Annotated in this window: 9 protein-coding genes and 1 pseudogene; 7 read left to right on the top strand and 3 right to left on the bottom strand. The window is 64.7% G+C overall.

Going from position 1 to position 17,087, the window contains the following annotated elements; genetic code table 11:
• Positions 1-147: 147 nt before the first annotated feature.
• The 3 genes from FJ958_RS07910 to FJ958_RS07900 form a co-directional block, all read right to left on the bottom strand.
• The gene (locus FJ958_RS07910; protein ID WP_140741322.1) at positions 148-435 is read right to left on the bottom strand and encodes a GIY-YIG nuclease family protein; all 288 of its coding nucleotides are present in this window, start codon (positions 433-435) and stop codon (positions 148-150) included.
• A gap of 116 nt (positions 436-551) precedes the next feature.
• Positions 552-1,922, bottom strand: a complete 1,371-nt coding sequence (locus tag FJ958_RS07905) for a VpsF family polysaccharide biosynthesis protein (RefSeq protein WP_140741320.1) — start codon at positions 1,920-1,922, stop codon at positions 552-554.
• 1 nt (position 1,923) lies between these two features.
• The gene (locus FJ958_RS07900; protein ID WP_246679539.1) at positions 1,924-3,990 is read right to left on the bottom strand and encodes a Wzz/FepE/Etk N-terminal domain-containing protein; all 2,067 of its coding nucleotides are present in this window, start codon (positions 3,988-3,990) and stop codon (positions 1,924-1,926) included.
• 330 nt (positions 3,991-4,320) lie between these two features.
• Here FJ958_RS07900 and FJ958_RS07895 point away from each other — a divergent pair, with 330 nt between their 5' ends.
• From FJ958_RS07895 to FJ958_RS07865, 7 genes and pseudogenes are all read left to right on the top strand, one after another.
• Positions 4,321-5,832 (top strand): formyl transferase, encoded by a 1,512-nt coding sequence (locus FJ958_RS07895; RefSeq protein ID WP_140741315.1) that lies wholly within the window; start codon positions 4,321-4,323, stop codon positions 5,830-5,832.
• A 90-nt stretch (positions 5,833-5,922) separates the two neighbouring features.
• Entirely contained in the window at positions 5,923-7,128 is a 1,206-nt protein-coding gene (locus FJ958_RS07890) for an NAD(P)/FAD-dependent oxidoreductase (RefSeq protein WP_140741314.1), read from the top strand.
• An 864-nt stretch (positions 7,129-7,992) separates the two neighbouring features.
• Entirely contained in the window at positions 7,993-9,024 is a 1,032-nt protein-coding gene (locus tag FJ958_RS07885) for a hydroxyacid dehydrogenase (RefSeq protein ID WP_140741312.1), read from the top strand.
• A gap of 676 nt (positions 9,025-9,700) precedes the next feature.
• Entirely contained in the window at positions 9,701-12,229 is a 2,529-nt protein-coding gene (locus tag FJ958_RS07880) for a patatin-like phospholipase family protein (RefSeq protein ID WP_181176325.1), read from the top strand.
• Between the two features lie 645 nt (positions 12,230-12,874).
• Positions 12,875-13,618: pseudogene (locus tag FJ958_RS07875) on the top strand (helix-turn-helix transcriptional regulator).
• 70 nt (positions 13,619-13,688) lie between these two features.
• Positions 13,689-14,360, top strand: coding sequence for a GntR family transcriptional regulator (locus FJ958_RS07870; RefSeq protein ID WP_140741308.1), 672 nt, complete (start codon positions 13,689-13,691; stop codon positions 14,358-14,360).
• Between the two features lie 198 nt (positions 14,361-14,558).
• Positions 14,559-16,694, top strand: coding sequence for an acyltransferase family protein (locus FJ958_RS07865; protein ID WP_140741306.1), 2,136 nt, complete (start codon positions 14,559-14,561; stop codon positions 16,692-16,694).
• Positions 16,695-17,087 lie beyond the last annotated feature (393 nt).

Raw genomic sequence — 17,087 nt, 5'->3', positions numbered from 1 at the left:
GTGGTCGAGGCCCTGGGTTGAGGATGGCGGAGTAGACGGCAGACCCCTGCGCTTCGTCATCCTAGCGCGTAGCAAGGAGCGAAGCGACGCGGCGCAGACCCTAGGATCCATGCCGTGAACTGCGAGCAAGGTACCGGTGCAGAATGCTCACCATCCCGTGCCGCGAAAAAGCTCGAACCATTCCGGATTGGTCTTTTCGATCAAGTCGATCTTCCATTGGCGCGCCCAGCGCTTCAGCGACTTCTCCCGCTGTATAGCGTCAGTTATGTCAAAAAATTCCTCGTACCAAACAAGGCGTTGCACGCCGTAGCGACTGGTGAAGCGTGCGCCTTGGCCAGACTTATGCTCAGGCATGCGGCGGCCGAGATCATTCGTGACACCGATATAGATCGTGCCACGCTTTTGGCTTGCTGTCATATAGACATAGCCGGTCATGCGTGACCTTAACTCCCATTGGTTCAGGTGAGCATTCTGTGCCGCTGCATCCTTCGGCCAACGTCACGGCATGGATCCTAGGGTCTGCGCCGCGTCGCTTCGCTCCTTGCTACGCCCTAGGATGACGAAACGCGGGGTTGCATTTGGGGTCGGTGCCCCGTTTGTACCCGACGCCCCACCACCGCCCGCGCCGGCCGGTACAGCACCAGCGCCAGCACCACGAACTTGGTCATGAGCGTCGTCTTCGACGCTAGGCTTTCGGAGGTATTGAGCAGGATCAGCCAGCCCAGCATCGGCAGCCATATTCCCGGATGGCAGCGGCGCGCCACCTCGTGCATGAACAGCGCGAAACCGAACACCATCAACAGGGTGAAGAAGGCACCCTGGTAGAGAACCATGCGGATGATCGGATTCTCGATGCCCTGTTCGAGGCCGCTGATGCGGCGCAGGGTCTCGACCAGGTCGATATCGGGCCCCACGATCAGGTCGCGCAGTTCCAGATGCTGGAAGAGGTCGAACATCTCGACGCGGGCATTGGCACTGCCCGAGTCCGAAACGAAGCGCTCGAGCAGCGCGTCGAAGAAACCGTACGACGCCGCGAGCGCGATCACGACCGGGATCAGCGCCGCGAGGATGAAGCCGAGCGCTGCGCCAAGCAGGTTGACGCGCCCCTTGCGCAAGGTGCGCAGGCCCTGGATGAGGACGTAGCAACCGCCGAGCGCGATCGTCAGCACCATGGCGGAGCGGCCGCCGAAGGCAACGAGCGCCGCACATTGCAGGCCGATCAGCCCGAGCCGAAGCGGCATCGACAGCGATTTCGAACCGGAGAGCAGAGTGAGCACATAGATCGAGGTGATCGTGGCATTGGACAGCGGATGTCCCTGCAGGGCCGTCGAGCGCAGATCGTTGGCGAACACCTCGCCGTCGAGGCGATAGGGGAAGACCAGCGTCTTGGTCGCGAACTCGAACAGCGCCAGCAGCGCATTCGCCGTCATGATCGCATGCACCGCCGTTTGCAGGCGGGCGAATGTCTTTTCGTCGTTCTCGGCCAGAATCAGCACCAGTAGCGCCGGTGCCACGAACGTGTCGATCATGCCGGCCATGCCGGGGCGTTGGCGCACGATGACGACGACAAGCAGCACCATCGAGATGACCGCCAGCAGCGCGCTCGCCGGCCGCCTGTCGGCGACGGTCACCACGTAACCGATCGGGTTGCCGAACGTGCAGGCGCGCCAGGCAAACATCAGCACGAGCAGATAGGTGGAGGGATGGATCTTGGTGGCCGGATTGCCGGTCAGGCCGTCATAATTGTAACCCACCAGCCACAGCATGCCGCCCGAAATGCCGAACAGCAACGCCACCGCCGCGACCAGGCCGTAGCCGGTCACCCAGTCGAGGGAATTGCCGGCGCCGGCGGCGGCCTGGACCGGAACGGCCCAGCCGGCCGCCGGGGTGGCGGCCCTGGCGGCAGGCCGGATGGCGGACATGTCAGGCCGCCTCGTCGACCAGCATGGCGCCGGTCGGCAACCGCCCCATGACCGAAACGGCCTGCAAGGCGGCCGTCACGTCGCGCATCGGCGTCGCGTTCAGCGTGGCGACGAGCACGATCTCGTCGACCATGGCGACCAGCGGCGAGGCGTTGAGATTGTCGGCCAGCGCGCCGCCGTCGACGACGACGAGTTCGAAGCTGCGGCCGGCCTGGGCCAGCATATGCTGCGTGAAATAGACACTCTGTGCCTCCGAGACACCCGCTTTCGGCCGGCCGCCGCCCAGAACCGCGACATTGCTGCCGGGCGTATGCTGGCTCAGCGCCTCGAAGGCATATTCGCCGCGCAGCACGTCGAGCAGGCCGGGTTGCGGCTCCTTCTTGCCGCTGCCGGCACTGGTGTCGATGAACAGGACACGACTGCCCCTGGCGGCCGCGGCATTGGCGAGCAGGCGCGCCACCCGGCCCCGTTGCGCGGCGTCCTGCGGCGGCGATGTCACCAGGATCGACGGCACCAGAGGCCAATCCGGCGGCCGCCGGCTGGCGGAGAACAGGCGCCTCAGCGCCAGCCCGGCGACGGCGTCCATCTTCTGTCCGGCCGGCACGGCGCTGCCGAAAGGCCACCAGCGGCGGCGCGCCGTTTTCGCCGGCAGCACGCCCAGCACCGGCGCCTCGATCGCCGCCTGCATCTGCGCCCCGGAAAGGACCGTCGGCGAGGAATATTCCGCGATCAGCGCCATGCCGGTGCCCAACCCCAGCCCGCCGAAGAGCGCGCCGATGAGCAGCAGCGGCAGCGGCGGCCAGCTCTTCTTCAGGGCAGGCATGGCGTCGGAGATGATGCGCGCATTGGTGCTGTCGACATTGATCTGCTCGCGCGTCTCCTGCGCCCGCTGAAGGTAGGTGGCGTAGACGGAGCGCACCGCCTCGAGGTCGCGCTGCAGCTCGCGCAGCCTGACCGAGGCCTGGTCGGTGTCGAGCGACTTGCTCTTCATGCCGGCGACCTTGGCTTCCAGCGCCTGCTGATTGGCCAGTGCCCGCTCATAGTCGGTTTCGGCGGCGGCGGCGATGCGGGCGAGTTCACGCGCGATGAGCGCGCGCGTGTCGCGCAGCTGCTGCTGGGCCGCGATCATCGAGGGGTGGCGTGGCCCGAGTTCCGTGCCAAGCTGCGAGACCTGGTCGACAAGCGTCGCCTCCTGCGCCCGCAGACTCGAAATCACCGAGGAGCGCATGGCTTCCGAGGTCGCGTCCGGCGCGCCGCCGGACCGGCGCAGCTGGTCGACCTGCGCCTTCAGCGCGGCGGTGCGGCTCTGCGCGGCCGAGAGCTGCGTGTTGATCTCGGTCAGCTCCTGGTCGCTGACCAGATTGCCCGCCGCCATCACCATGTTGTTGGCGGATTTATAGGCCTCGACGGCGTTCTCGGCCTGCTGGACACGCCTGCGCTGCTCGTCGAGCCGCGCGGTGATTGATTTGGAGGCCTCCGTGGCGGCCTGGGCGCGGGCGCTGGCCTGGTCCGCCAGATAGGCCTGCGCGATCGCATTGGCGAGCTTCGCGGCCTTGTCGGGGCTCTTGGCGGTGATGATCACATCGATAACCAGCACCTTGTCCGCCCGCTTCACCGCCAGTCGCCGGCGCAGCGCATCGAGCGTGTTCGCCGTCTTGTCGGTTTCGGCCGACCCCGAGCCCAGCAAGTGGCTCAACAACCCGCCCTGCCCGTTGAACTCCGGATCCTCGGTCAGGTTGGTGGCCTGAATGGCCCTCAGCAGCACGCCGGTCGACTGGACGACGGCGACCTGGCTTTCCACAATGGTAATACCGCCATCGGGCGGAACGCGGCTCGGATTGACGTCGTTGGTGACCACCTGCAGGTCTTGCGGGTCGATGATGATTTCCGCCACCGAGCTGTAGAGCGCCGGCGTGAACAGCCCGTAGAACAGCGCCACAAGGGTCAGCAGCGCGGCGGTGGCGAAGATCAGGAAACGGCGGCGCACCAATATGCGCTTCAGATCACCCAGCTCGACGGTCGAGGACGCATGGGACGGCGCCGGCACGGGCTCCGGAGCAGGTTGCATCACCTCCGGAGCGTGTTGTTGCGGCAACGAGAGCAGGGATGATTGCAAAGGTCGCTCCGACAACACTCCATAGCCCGCAAGTTTAAATTGCGGCTTCACCTAGCTATTCCTCCAACCATTAAAACACTGTTAATTATGTTGGGAGCTCTTCTGATTTTTGGCACGGAGCTTGCGTAATACAGGCACGGGCGGGCTGATACGGGCGCGGGCGAGCAGGAGACGGATTGAAATGGGTCAGCACTTCACTCCGGCCCATCCGTCCGGCCCCCTCCCATGTCCGGAATTCGAACACCAGCCGGATACCGGACACTGGAATGCTAGGGGTGCGACATGCGGGTGAGCCTGCGCCTGGACAGCGAGTGCGTGCGTGCCTTTCACCTTATGCTGCTGCAGCGCCTCGCCGCGCTGGCGGATGTCGAGGTTCGCGTCGACGCCAGGCCGGCCGGGGGCGGCATTCCAGGCAGCGCCGCGGCGCTGTTCCAACTTGAAACGGCCATCCATGGCCTGCCCGCGGACGGGCCGGCCAAGCGCTTGCCGCTGTCGGCGCTGGCGCCCCACCGCACACAGGCGCCCGCTCCAGCGGATCTCGTGCTCGACCTCTGCGGCGACGCGCATGTGGACGGAACGCGCGTCTGGCGCGTGACCTATGACGGCGCCGCCGGCGAAGCGGCCTTGCTGGCGTCGATCCTCGACGGCCGCACGCCGGTCGCCCGCATCGAGGAGAACGGCATAGTGGTGGCCGAAGGACGCCTTGGCACCGAATATGGCGGCATTGCGCTTGCCTCCTTCCAGGACATGCTGGCGCGCACGGCAAGCCTGATCCTGGCGGCAATGACGGGCGCGGCGCGGGCCGCCCTGCCCGTCCTGCCCGAGCCGGCGCAGGCGGATGCTCTTCCGCAGCTTCCCTCCACCGCCAAGCTCGGCGTCAGGGCGGGCAAGGCGCTGGCGCGGCGGATCGTCCAGAAGATCTACCACCTCTGCTACAACGCCCCGCACTGGAAGGTGGGCTGGCGCCAGACCGATGGCCGCGACCTGTTCGACCTGCGCACGCATCCTGCATCGGGCTGGCGGGTGCTGCCCGACGACGGCAGCCGCTTCTACGCCGATCCGTTCCCGATCCTATACCAGGGACAGGTAACCCTGTTCGTCGAGGATTATATCCACCGGCTCGGTCGGGCCATCATCTCCGCCGTGGCGTTCGGTCCGACAGGCCCGATCGGACGTCCCGAGCCGGTGCTCGACCTGCCCTACCATCTCTCCTACCCCTTCGTCTTCGAGCGCGACGGCGAAGTCTGGATGGTACCGGAAAGCTGCGCCAACCGCACGGTCGATCTCTACCGGGCGACAGCCTTCCCCGGCGGCTGGGTCAAGGAAGCAACGCTCTTGTCCGACATCGTCGCCAGCGACGCCACCCTGGTCGAGCATGGCGGGCGCTGGTGGCTGTTCGCCACCGTACGCGATGGTGGCGGCGCCTTCTCCGACGCGCTGCACCTGTGGTCGGCGCCGGACTTTCGCGGCCCCTGGACGCCGCACCCCAAGAATCCCGTTCTGGTCGACATCGCCTCGGCGCGCCCGGCCGGCCGCATGGTGGAACGCAACGGCCAGTTGCTGCGCCCCGTGCAGGACTGCCGCAGGAGCTATGGCGCGGCCCTCGGCATCGCACGCATTGCTCACCTTGATGTGAACGGCATGGAGCAGGTGGTCGAGACGATCTTAACCCCTGGTGCGCTATGGAATGGGCGCAAGCTGCACACGCTCAACGCGGCGGGCGGGCTGGAATTCATCGATGGCTCGGCGATCGCGCCGCGCTGGAAACAGAAGAGGCGACCGTCATCAACCTGAACATTGGTTCCCGCCGGCCCCCGCGCCGGTTGCTTGAGGTTGATAAGGGTCCGGAAGATATTTTCCACTACGGATTGTGGAGAGGGGAAGATGACCAGCATAAAGGGCGGCGACATGACCGCCGAGACTGTCCCGACCGAAGTCGACGTGGCGATTGTCGGTGCCGGGTTGGCCGGCACGACCTTGGCAACGGTGTTGGGAAACGCCGGCCGCAAGGTCGCGCTGGTCGATCCGCATCGGACCCATCCCGACGAGTTCCGGGCCGAGAAGCTTGGCACGGACCAGACGCACCTGTTCGAGAAGCTGGGCCTCGACTCGATCGTGCTGCCTCTGATGACGTCGATGGACGACATCCATGTCTTTCGCCTTGGCCAGCTGTTCGCACGCGAACGGCGCGTGGAATATGGTTTTTCCTATGGCGCGCTGATCAACGGCCTGCGCGCCGCCTTGCCGCCCCAGGTACCGGTCACCGTGGGCAAGGTCGCCGAGATCATGACCGGACCGGACAAGCAGCGGCTTGTCCTCAACACCGGCGCCGTCATCGAGGCGCGGCTCGTGGTGGTGGCCACCGGCCATAGCGAGGCCGTGCGGCGCGCCATCGGCGTCCGCCGCATCGAGGAGTCAAAGGGCCATTCGCTTTCGATCGGATTCGACCTTGCCACCCCGCCGGACGAATGCGCCTATCAGGCAGTCACCTGTTTCGCCAGGCGACCGGAGGACCGCATCGCTTATCTCAGCGTGTTTCCCATCAATGGCGTCATGCGTGGGAACATGTTTGGGTACCGGGAGGCGGGCGAGCCGTGGACCAAGGCGTTCCGCAAGGATCCGCAGAAAATGCTTTGCGAAATGATGCCGGAGATCGCGGCTCAGTGCGGAAATTTCAAGATCAGCGGGCCTGTCGAGATCAGGCCGATCGATCTGACGAGGACGGAAGGGCATCGGCGTGACGGGGTTGTGTTTGTCGGCGACGCCTTCTGCACGACGGATCCAACGCCGGGCGTTGGCATCGTGCGGGTGATGACCGATGTCGATCAGCTCCACTCTGTTCACATTCCGCGCTGGCTCGAAACGCCAGGCATGGCGGCTGACAAGATCTGCGCCTTCTATGACGATCCAGTCAAAATAGCCGCCGATGAGGACGGTATGCGTGTCAGCCACTATGCCAGGGCGATCACCGCGGGCACCGGACTGGAATGGCGGATTCGCCGCCTGCGCAACAACACGGCGCGCCAACTGATGATCATCGGCCGCAAGATGCGTCATTTGGGACTGCGGCGGGAGCCCGGCATGGCGTGAGGGGTCTCCCACCTTTTCCCGCAATCGAAAGCAAAGGCGTCTTCCCTTTCTCCCTTCCCCGCGAGAAGGGAAGCGCCAGCCCTTTGAGGGCCAATTCCGTCACCACGCAATTACCTGCTTGCGAAAGCAAAAGGCGCGATCAACCGACCGCGCCTTGGAGTTTCGCTTCGCCAGGCGAAAGCGTTATGCCTGATCCGCTCAGGCCGGCGAATTCGAAAGACTGGGTGCGGCCGTGACGGCCGACAACCGCTCACGCTTCCGCCAGCTTGGCTTCTCGTATTTCTTCATCGGATAGTGCCCTCCGCGTTGGATACATCGCCAAAAGAACCGCTTCACCGTGCGGTGTCAATTGTGCCAGGACACGCTGTCACAACATGGTGGTGACAGCCGGGAGATCACCCGTCGCGGCGCAATATCAACGGCGATGTGGCTCCGACTTCCGGCCGCGCCCCGGGCCAGGCGCGCGCCGCCATCGCACTATTGCGAATCGGCCACACTGCCGGCTTTTCGGTCGAGCCGTTTCAGCGTCTTGCGTTGACAATCCCCGGTGGCGCGAGCAGGCTTGCGTCTAGAGGGAAGACTGGGGACTGCACGTGAAGAAGGCCTATCAGAAGCCGGTGTTGCTGAAGCGCGAGAGGCTTTCGGCCGTTACCGCCGCTTGCACACCATCGACCTGCCCTGTTTGAAACAGGCCACAAGGTCAAGAACCTCCATCGCCCGCTGGCTTCGGCCAGCGGGTTTTTTCATGCGCGGTTGCCAGATTATGCGCCCGGCCTCAAATCGATTTTTGGCGGTAAATCGGCTCATCGGCGGTATTCTCTCTTCCGTGAAGGCGTGCCTGAATAGCGCCGGGAGGAACCTGCCATGCCAAACAACGCCTTGCCGCTGGTGATCAGCGCGCCCGAACCACGCACGCTCGAGCTGATCTTCACGCCGCCGCAGCTGGCGCGGCTCAAGGCGCACTACCGCGTCATCGAGACCACGGCCGACGGCGTCGCCAGACTGCCGGCCGACGTGCTGGCGCAGGCCCGTTACATCATCGGCCAGCCGCCGATCTCGCTGGAGACGCTGGGGGAGATGCAGGCGCTGCGCTGTGTCTTCAATGTCGAGACCAATCTCATCAACAACATGCCCTACGAGACGCTCTTCGCGCGCGGCATCCATGTCGTCACGACAGGCCTGGTCTTCGCCGAGCCGGTGGCCGAGCTTGGCCTGGCCATGGCGCTCAACCTCGCCCGCGACATCGTCGACGCCGATCTCGCCTTTCGCCAGGGCAAGGAATTGTGGGGCGGCGACGGCAACCGGACCGCGCGGCTGCTCTCGGGCGCCGATGTCGGCATTATCGGCTTCGGCGATCTCGGCCGCGCCCTGAACCGGCTGCTGTCGGGTTTCCGCACCCGCACAAAGGTCTTTGATCCCTGGCTGCCGCCATCGATCCTGATCGACAACGGTGTCGAGCCGGCATCGCTGATGGACGTGCTCTCATCAAGTGACTTCGTCTTCGTCGTCGCCTCGGTGACCTCCGAGAACCAGGGCTTTCTCGGCGCCGATGCCTTTGCCAGCATGCGCAAGGGCGCCGCCTTCATCCTGCTCAGCCGCGCCGGCGTCGTTGACTTCCCCGCCCTGATGGCGGCGGTGAAGAGCGGCCACATCGTTGCCGCCAGCGACGTCTTCCCGGAAGAGCCGCTGGCGGGCGACCATCCGGTGCGCACGATTGCGGGCTTCCTGCGCTCCGCCCACCGCGCCGGCGCGCTCGACATCGCCTTCAAGCGCATGGGCGACATGGTGCTGGAGGATATGGACCTGATCGACCGCGGCCTGCCGCCCCTGCGCTCCAAGCGGGCGGAGCGTGAGACGGTGTCGAGGATGCGCTCCAAGCCGTCGGACAGGAATTGAGGGGCAGCCTCACGCAGCCGCTGCGCCGGTTGTGGTGATTTTGGCATCTGCGGAAGCTAAAACAGCAAAGACTGCGAACGCCAGAGATTGAAACGCTTTGACATAAGCCTGTTCTTCGGGTCAGGTCCGCTGGTGAACTTGGGCAAGGGGAATAAAATGAAGAAATACTATGTGAAGCCGACGCTTCTGAAGCGTCAGAAACTGTCGTCGGTTACCGCAATTGCCTGTCCGATCTCCCAGTGCGGGGACTGAACACAAGAAATCGCCGAAGCTCTTGAGAACATCGGAAGCTTTTGCTGGCGCCCTCAAGTCGGCTATTCGAGGGCAGCGAGGCTGTCCTCGAAACCGAATGAGCGCAGATATCCCGCCACAAGCCGCGCAGCCTCATCGACAAGGATGCGGACCGCTTCGGCGCTGAGTTCTTCAGGGCCGCTCAAAAACGGCGTATGCGGGGGGCAGCGGCACTCCAATCCGAGCCTGACTGGAGTGCCGCATGGTCATCGCCCCGGCGCTGCCAGAATTGACGAGACCAGGCGCAACAAAAAGAGCCGGTGTGCCAGTAATGATATCGCGCGCCGGCCCGCTGTGGACAACGCGCGCAGCACGCGCTTTAGTGGCGCAAGGATCTTTCCCTACAATACGGACAGCGTGCGGTTCCTAAACAATGGAGATCGGCGTGCCCCTGGATTTTATCAAGGTCTTCCGCCGCGAACTGAGCGCCGTCAATTTTCGCCGCATGCGCATCCGCGGCGGCGCCGTGGCCGAACACAGGGCAAACGGCACCGGCCAAGCCACCAGCCACTTCCTCGTCGATCGCGGCGATGCGGCGATCGACGAGGCAAGGTCCGACACGGAACGCGGTGCGATCAGGACGAAGAAAGCCAGCAATCTTACGGGCATGGCGCTCTCGGGCGGCGGCGTGCGCTCGGCCTCCTACTGCCTCGGCGTCCTGCAGGCGCTGGAATCCCTGGCGCCGGCGGGCAGTCCACGCCCGCTCGATGCCATCGACTATCTCTCCACCGTCTCGGGCGGCGGCTATATCGGCACTTCGGTCGTGGCCGGAATGATGCAGGACAGCCGCACATTCCCCTTCGAAAGCCGGCTCGACGAAGCGGAGACGCCCGAAACACAGCATTTGCGTGACTTCTCCAATTTCCTCGCGCCCAGCGGTGCCGCGGACTATCTGGTCAGTATCGCGCTGGTCATGCGGGGCCTGCTGGTCAATGCCTTGATCGTGCTGCCGGCCCTGCTGCTGCTTGCCGTGCTCACCATCGCGATCAACCCGACCGTAGCGGATCTGGTGAGGCCCGGCATTTTCGGCATTTCGGCCTCGAAACTGCCAATGCTCGGCGCAACCATGAAGTACTTCGCGCATACCGTGGTGCTTGCCGCGCTGGCGGCGTTTCTGATGTTCGGCAGCGCGCTCTACACGTCCCTCACCTTCCGCACCGGCTCGCTGCGGAGCCGCGAGATTCTCGGCCGTGCCCTTGGCGCGCTGATTGCCGTGGTGCTCGTCTCGGCGATCATCGACATCCAGCCCCTGGTGCTTTCGGGCATGCTTGCAAACGCCAACGACAAGGTCATCAGTTCCACCGACCAGACATTCGTCCTGGCAGAGCCGTTCCAGGATTTTCTGTCGGCCTTCGCGAGCATTCTGCCCTCGCTTGCCAGCGTGCTCGTGCCGACGGTGGCGGTGCTGATTTCGGTTTCGCAAAAACTCGCCAAGCTCGCCGAGGCGGCACTTGGCGATGTGAGCTGGAGCGCGACAATCAAGAAGAACGGCAGCCGGCTCGTCCTCTACCTCGCCGCGGTGATCGTGCCGTTCATGCTGTGGGTGACGTACATCTATCTGAGCTATTGGGCGATCCGCAAAGGAGACGAGTGGTGCGGCGTGGAAACACCGGGCTGGCTGAAGACAGTCACGCAATGCGAGGCGGACTGGTATATCGGCCCGCTTTCCCGGCTTGGGCCCATCGGCGCGACTTACCTGGGCGTCGCCCTGCTCCTCTCGGCCATCTGCCTGTTGATCGGACCGAATTCGAACTCGCTCCACAGGCTTTATCGCGACCGCCTCAGCCGCGCCTTCCTCATGCAGAGGAGCACCATAGGCAAGCAGCCGTCGGACGCTGTCGACACCTGGAAATTTTCGTCCCTGAAGCCGGTCGATGAGACCGGAAACTGGAAGGAAGGGGCGGCCTTCTCCCCCTATCTCCTGTCCAATGCCGCCATAAACCTCGAGGGCTCGAAGGACCTCAACAAGCGCGGCCGCAACGCCGACAATTTCATCTTCAGCCCGCTGCATGTCGGCAGCCACTCGACCGGCTATGTCGCTTCGACGGACATGGAGAAGGTGGTGCCCGACCTCAGCCTCGCCACGGCAATGGCGACATCGGGGGCGGCGGCATCGGCGAATATGGGACGGCAGACAACAAAAATCCTCACGTTCAGCCTGTCCCTGCTGAACATCCGGCTCGGCTACTGGCTGGCCAACCCTTCCCGGATCGTATCCTTCAAGAACCGCTTCAACCGCTGGATCGCGAATGTCGGCACCTGGTATTTCGCGGCGGAGACGGCCGGGCTCCTGAACGAGAACCGGCTCAACGTCTACCTGACCGATGGCGGCCACATAGAGAACCTCGGCATCTACGAATTGCTGCGCCGCCGCTGCAAGGTGATCCTCGCGGTGGATGCCGAGGCCGACCAGGCCCTGACATTCCCATCGCTGGTCAATCTGGAGGTCATGGCCCGCATCGACCTCGGCGTGAGAATCGATCTGGGGTGGCAGGCGATTGAGGCCAACGCACTGCGCATAACGCCAACCGCGCCCTATGGGCCCGACGGACCGCCTGGCCGGCATGGCCCGCATGCCGCGATCGGCGTCATCAAATATGACGACGACGAAACAGGCGTCCTGATCTACATCAAGTCGTCATTGAGCGGCGATGAGAACGACTACATCCTCGACTATTTCAGGCGCCATCCCACCTTTCCCCACGAAACGACCGTCGACCAGTTCTTCACCGAGGAGCAGTTCGAAGCGTACCGTGCCTTGGGGTTCCACGCGGCACGCGGGCTTCTGACCGGCGCCGACCGCTACGGAAATCCGGTGGAAATGCCCAAAGGCTGGAAGGCTCAGGTCGCCGCGGCCCTGGCTCTGCTCAACGTGCCGAAAGCAATGGCGGCGGCGACGGCGGCCCACCTTTAGCTTGGACCCGTCGCAACTGGGCAAGGACGGTCGCGTCCATTGCGCCGCCCGAAAGGCGCCGGAACCTTTGCGCGGCGACCGCGTTGTGCAAGCGGATCGTCTCCCATTCGATTCACTCCTCCAATCAACACCCCGCCAGGCTTCGGCCGGCGGGGTTTCTTTATTCCGGCCACGCTTGACAAAATCCGGTCTCGGGCGCTTTACCTCAGGCGTATCGGGACATGGGGGATTCACATGAAAAAGACCTATCAGAAGCCAGTGCTGGTGAAGCGCGACAGGCTGTCGGCGATTGCCGCCGTCGCCTGCCCCATTTCGCATCCTTGCGGCTGATCTTGGCACTCATGCCAATCCAGTATTGACGAGTTCGGGAAAGCCCGCTTCCCCCTGAGGGGGCGGGCGTCCGGTCGTGATGGAACGATCGTCCCGCCGATAGGCTTTGCAAAAAGGCCGAGCGGTGGGAAGCCCGGCCTACTCCAGAAGGCCCGCCACGATTCGCGTCGGTGCGGGCCTTTTTCATGAGGCCCGTCCACCCCGCCTATTTATTGGCCGAAGGTCCCATTCGCGCCGACGCGATGTTGTGCGAGATTGGCGAGATATAAGCGCGCGCTTGAATAATGGTTCGGACGTCTGTCGAGGGGCGGAGTCGTGCCAATCCGGGAGAATGTTGCCGCGAATCTCAGACGGCTGGTCAGCGGCCATGCGTCGGTGAGCGCCGTATGCCGCGGGCTGGGCATGAACCGCTCGCAGTTCGAGCGCTATCTGTAAGGCAAGAGCGTGCCCAACCAGGCCACGGCCAGGCTGATCTGCGCCTATTTCGGGATCGATGAGGACGAGCTGTACGGGGCGCCTCAAGCCCCGTCCCCCGGATACCCGGATCTGCCGCCGATACACCAGGCGCTCTACGAGAACATGGTGCGCGGCCCCTCTCCGGTCATCGCCGGCGGCACCTATTTCACCTATTTCGCGGTTCCGGACCGTGCCGGCCTTCTGATGCGCTCGGTCACTTTCGTGCGGCGCGAGGCCAAGCTGGTGACCTTCAGGCGCGTGACGCGGTGGACCGAAGGCCATCATCACGGCGTCGCGCGGGCGCCGGGCTGGCATTATGGCGTCGTGATCTCGCGCCTGAACTGGATCTATTTCGCCGGCATCAACCGCCGCCAGACCGCGGAGCCGTCGATCGTGGCCGTGCAATGGGCCCCTTTCTCGGAGCCGGTCCTGGTCGGCAAAGCCTTCGTGTTGACCGGAGCCGGACCGGTCTGCGTGCAGGTCATCATGCGCCAGGAACTCGGCAGGATCAGCCTGAAGCAGGCGATGCGGATGTCCGGGATCGTCAGCCTCGACGATCCGCGCCTCGACCACCTTGTGGCAAGCCTCGTGCGTGAGGGCTAGTATACGCCCCCAAGACCACAGGCGTGGCCCGGGGACAACAAGAGCCGGACTTGACCAACAGGAATTCGGGATGCTCAACAGCTTCGACTATGGCGGCAAGGAAGCCGACACCGTGCACGCGCTGGAGGAAGACATCATCTTCGGCCGGCTGGCGCCCGGCACGCGCCTGGTCGAGGACGTGCTTCTGGCCCGCTTCCCGGTCTCACGGCATACGATCCGCCAGGCGCTCTACCAGTTGGAGCGGCTCGGCATCGTCACGCGCGAGCGCAACAAGGGCGCCATGGTGCGCCGGCTCTCGCCCGAGGAGGTGCGCCAGATCTACGAGGTGCGCGAAATGCTGCAGCGCCAGGCGGCGCTGATGATCCCCCTGCCCGCCGGCGATGCGCTGGTCGAAGAACTGATGCGGATCCACCGCGTCTACAGCAGCCATGTCGACAGTGATTATCTCAGAGGCATCCACGAGGCCAATGACCGTTTCCACCTCACAATGTTCTCGGCCTGCGGCAACGCCTATCTGGTGTCCTCGATCGAACACTACATGCGCCTCAGCCTGCCGGTGCGGGCCAATTCGCTGGCCGACAGGGAAAAGCTCGAAATCTCGCGCCAGCATCACGCGATGATGATCGAGGCGCTGAAGCGCCGGGACAATTGGGTGCTGGCGCAGCTCTGCGTCGACCATCTGCAGCCGAGCAAGGCGTTTTATCTCCAGGAGATCGAGACGAGACCCGCCGACGGCGGTTAGGAAAGTGATCGCCCCGGCCGGCCCGCGACTGCGATCCCTGCCTGCACATGACCGGCCGCTGGATGTCAGCGATCACCATCAATTTCCTCCCGCTTTCCTTTTTCCGGCCATGTTACACTGCGAAAAGTCTGTTGCATTGCGATGTCGGCCGTCTGGCCGGCACGCGGGGCGGGCTGGGCTTGCACGAAAGGACCTATCGTGTCGGCATCGTTTCGGCCAGATATACAGGGGTTGCGCGCGCTGGCGGTCGGCGGCGTGGTCGCCTATCATTTCGGGCTCACCGCACTGCCCGGTGGCTTTGCCGGCGTCGACATCTTCTTCGTCATTTCGGGCTGGCTGATATCAACGCACCTGATGCGGGAGATCACCGAGACCGGCAGGCTCGACCTCTGGCGCTTCTATGCCCGCCGCGCCAGGCGCCTTTTGCCGGCCGCCCTGTTCGTCATCCTGGTCACGCTCGCCGCCGGCTATTTCATCCTGTCGCCGCGGGAGCAGGCGCTCTATTCGCGCGGCGCCATGTATGCGTCGGCCTATGCCATCAATCTGTGGCTGCTGCGCTGGTCGTTCGACTATTTCGCCGCCGATGCCTTGAGCAATCCGTTCATCCACTTCTGGTCGCTGTCGGTGGAGGAGCAGTTCTATCTCGTCTGGCCCGCGCTGCTTCTGCTCGCAGCCTGGCTGCGTCCGGGCAAGCACATGGCGATAGCGGTGATCGGCGCGGCCGGCCTCGCCTCCTTCGCCGCCTGCCTGTGGCTGACCAGCGCCGCGCCGGCCTGGGCCTTCTATTTCTCGCCGCTGCGCGCCTGGGAGTTCGCCGCTGGCGGCCTGGCGACGCTGGCGCCGGCCACCCTGTGGCGGAACCGGCTGGAGCAGTTCATCGTTTCGCGGAAACGCCGAACCGCTCCGGCTCTTTGTCCTGACGCAATCGCGGACGGAAAACCGTTTCACGCGTTCCCTGGAATTGCTCGATGGCTGCGCGCGGTGCAAGGCTGGCTCGGCCTGGCGCTGATAGCGGCGGCCTATCTTGCCTTGAGCGAAGACCTGCCCTTCCCCGGCTGGTACGCGCTGTTGCCGGTCGCCGGCACGGTCCTGGTGCTGCTGAGCGGCGCCGGCGAGGAGGACGACAGCGAGACAGTCAGCCCTGCCCGCTGGCAGGCGCTGGCGCCCGCTTCCCTGCTTTCGCTGCCGCCTTTGCAATGGATCGGCGCGCTCTCCTATTCGCTCTATCTCTGGCACTGGCCGGTCATCGTCTATGCCGGGATGCTGGTGCCGGATCTCACCGTCGCGCAGCGCCTCGGCTGCGGCGCTCTGGCGCTGGCGCTGTCGTTCCTCACCTATCATCTGATCGAGAACCCGGCGCGGCGCGGCGGCTGGCCGATAGCGGGCGCCCGGGCCTTTCGTTTTGCCGCGATTCCCGTGAGAAAACCATTTCATACTTTTCCTGGAATTGCTTTGGCTCCCGCATTGGCGCTGACCGGTGCAGGCGTGGCGGTGGCCTATGCCAACGCGCACCTGGCCACACGCAATATCGACCCTGCCCAGCGCGGCATCGAACAGGCCGCCGAACAGCCCTCCATCGCACGCGCACGCGACGCCAACTGCCTGCTCGACTTCCACACGGTGAAGCCGAAGCCTTGCGTGTTCGGCCCGGCGGATGCCGCCCACACCATCGTGCTGTTCGGGGATTCGCATGCCGACCACTGGTCGACGCCGCTGGTCGCGGCGGCCCGGCGCAACGACACCAAAGTGGTCACCTATCTCAAATCCTCGTGCCGCGCCTCGCGGCTGTCGACCTTCAACGCGGTGCTGAAGCGCGACTACACCGAATGCGACGCCTGGCGCGAACAGGCGATAGCAGACATAATCCGCCGCAAACCGCGCCTTGTGGTGATCTCGGAATTCTCGATCGGCAACCTGACCCGCGACCTGCCAGCCGCCGGCCGCAAGGCCGAGACCGCGCGCTGGCAGGCAGGCCTGCGCTCCACACTGCAGGCCTTCAGCAAAGCGGGCGTCGAGACGGCCGTCATCCGCGACACACCGATCGGCGACAGCTTCGCCGATTCCTGCGTGGCCCGCGCGCTCTGGTGGCGCAAGGCCCCCTCGCGCTGCGACACGCCAAGAACCGAGGCCGCCAATGACAAGGCCGCCGCCGCCGAGCGCGCCGTGGTGAAAAGCGTGCCTGACACGCTCTATGTCGACCTGACCGACCGCTTCTGCGGCCCCACCCAATGCCACGTCTTCATCGGCGGCAAGCTGGCGTTCCGCGACCGGCACCATCTGGCCACGGCATTCGCGGAGACGCTGGAAGGCCCGCTGGAAAAGGCGCTATTTTAGAGTGGCTTGGCTCTCCCTTCTCCCCGTTCACGGGAAGAAGGTGCCGGCAGGCGATGAGGAGCAGCGCCAGCGTGGCAGGTTTGGGAGCAGGATGAGATTGCCACGTCGGTTCAGATGCCAAGCAGCAAACGCCTGCGCCGCCCCTCATTGCCCTGCCGGGCATTTCTCCCCGTGAACGGCAGGGCTATCGCATAGGGAGGCCGAGGCTTTCGCCCTACGAGGGGCCCCACCCCTAACCCCTCCCCACAAGGGGGAGGGAATGCTGCCGCGCGCACCTTTACTTACGCCTTGGATCGAAAACATGCTCAATTTGCCAGGATCGGCGTCAACGGAAGTCTCCCTCCCCCTTGTGGGGAGGGGTTAGGGGTGGGGCCCCTCGTAGGGCGAAAGCCT

The organism is Mesorhizobium sp. B2-3-5, from assembly GCF_006442395.1.
Classification (GTDB): domain Bacteria; phylum Pseudomonadota; class Alphaproteobacteria; order Rhizobiales; family Rhizobiaceae; genus Mesorhizobium.
The sequence above is the reverse complement of the archived record's forward strand: the minus strand, read 5'-3'. Positions and strand labels throughout refer to the sequence as shown.

What these genes read in the sequence shown, in the direction of transcription:
- FJ958_RS07910 (WP_140741322.1), bottom strand. Translation starts at nt 435, where the DNA reads ATGACCGGCTATGTCTATATGACAGCAAGCCAAAAGCGTGGCACGATC.
- FJ958_RS07905 (WP_140741320.1), bottom strand. Translation starts at nt 1,922, where the DNA reads ATGTCCGCCATCCGGCCTGCCGCCAGGGCCGCCACCCCGGCGGCCGGC.
- FJ958_RS07900 (WP_246679539.1), bottom strand. Translation starts at nt 3,990, where the DNA reads ATGCAACCTGCTCCGGAGCCCGTGCCGGCGCCGTCCCATGCGTCCTCG.
- FJ958_RS07895 (WP_140741315.1), top strand. Translation starts at nt 4,321, where the DNA reads ATGCGGGTGAGCCTGCGCCTGGACAGCGAGTGCGTGCGTGCCTTTCAC.
- FJ958_RS07890 (WP_140741314.1), top strand. Translation starts at nt 5,923, where the DNA reads ATGACCAGCATAAAGGGCGGCGACATGACCGCCGAGACTGTCCCGACC.
- FJ958_RS07885 (WP_140741312.1), top strand. Translation starts at nt 7,993, where the DNA reads ATGCCAAACAACGCCTTGCCGCTGGTGATCAGCGCGCCCGAACCACGC.
- FJ958_RS07870 (WP_140741308.1), top strand. Translation starts at nt 13,689, where the DNA reads ATGCTCAACAGCTTCGACTATGGCGGCAAGGAAGCCGACACCGTGCAC.